Consider the following 1,047-nt stretch of genomic DNA (forward strand, 5'->3'; position numbering starts at 1 on the left):
GTTAATTCGCGTCAATATTCGATCACCACCTTATGCGGTTCAAAGGGGGCCTCCTGAACCCATCTGATCGCCTGATCGGGGCAGATGGTCTGGCATACTCCACAGAGGCGGCGCTGGTACAGCTGTTGGAGGCGGCAGTTTGTACACCGTCCGGGTCGATCCAGTTCAGGTACAAAGACACCCCGCTTATTCGGCCTCTGCCCCTCCCTGAATATGTTGTATGGGCAGACCATCACGCAGAGGTTGCACCCTTTACACCGTGTATCATCGATAACCAGTTTCATGCAATGGAAACCCTCGCATATAGAATTGTGCGGCTATTCAATAAGCACTTGCGTATCAACGCATTGATCATCGCACCTGATCCCTGATCCATGCATCATACCGTTCCCGTGCCCTGTCATTTACCAGTGAGAAGAGGTTGCCCCCGGCTGCATCTATGCCAACCACCAGCGGGAGATCATTCACCTCAATAACCCAGACAGCCTCGGCCATCCCGAGATCGGGATAGAAGACACCGGTGAGTTTCATATGAGATGCCGCAAGGGCGGCACAGCCTCCGGTAAAGGCAAGGTAGATGCCACGGCCTTTCAGGGAGGCGGCAACATCGTCACTCATCCCCCCTTTTCCAATCAGGCAGCGTACCCCGGCATCGAGGAGGAAAGCTGTCAGCCTGTTCATCCGGGCAGACGTGGTCGGTCCTGCAGCGATGATCCGATCATCCTGGATTACTGGCCCGCAGTGGTAGATCGCGGCCCCCTTTGGATCAAAGGGGATTTTTTCCTCCATCATTCTGAGATGCGCCTCATCCCGTGCCGTATAGATTGTTCCTGATAAAAGAACAGAATCTCCAGCCCTGAGATCGAGAATCTCATCACCAAGCGGAGTTTTAATCTTCACAGACTCACCTTCCGTGTCGCCCGCCTGCATGCCCAGCACTGGATATTTACGGCAACCGGGAGTGAAGCGGTATGGCAGTAGGCTTTCTTCACCTTCACGGCAAGAGCAGTGGTATTTCCGCCCAAACCCATCGGTCCGATTCCAAGG

General features: G+C 54.3%; 3 protein-coding genes. All 3 read right to left on the minus strand.

From position 1 onward, the window contains the following. Positions 1-11: 11 nt before the first annotated feature. Positions 12-284 (minus strand): 4Fe-4S dicluster domain-containing protein, encoded by a 273-nt coding sequence (locus QCH34_RS13220; protein ID WP_300334795.1) that lies wholly within the window; start codon positions 282-284, stop codon positions 12-14. Positions 285-351: 67 nt separating this feature from the next. Next, positions 352-930 carry a FumA C-terminus/TtdB family hydratase beta subunit gene (locus tag QCH34_RS13225; protein ID WP_300334796.1) on the minus strand — a complete coding sequence of 193 codons (579 nt, stop codon included), beginning with the start codon at positions 928-930 and terminating at the stop codon, positions 352-354. Then, on the minus strand, positions 897-1,047 hold a 151-nt coding region (locus tag QCH34_RS13230), incomplete at its 5' end, for a fumarate hydratase (RefSeq protein WP_300334797.1). The genes QCH34_RS13230 and QCH34_RS13225, both read right to left, overlap by 34 nt.

This window comes from Methanocalculus sp. (genome assembly GCF_029762515.1).
Lineage (GTDB): Archaea > Halobacteriota > Methanomicrobia > Methanomicrobiales > Methanocorpusculaceae > Methanocalculus.

Coding starts and splice junctions, on each gene's coding strand:
- QCH34_RS13220 (WP_300334795.1), bottom strand. CDS start 284: ATGAAACTGGTTATCGATGATACACGGTGTAAAGGGTGCAACCTCTGC.
- QCH34_RS13225 (WP_300334796.1), bottom strand. CDS start 930: ATGCAGGCGGGCGACACGGAAGGTGAGTCTGTGAAGATTAAAACTCCG.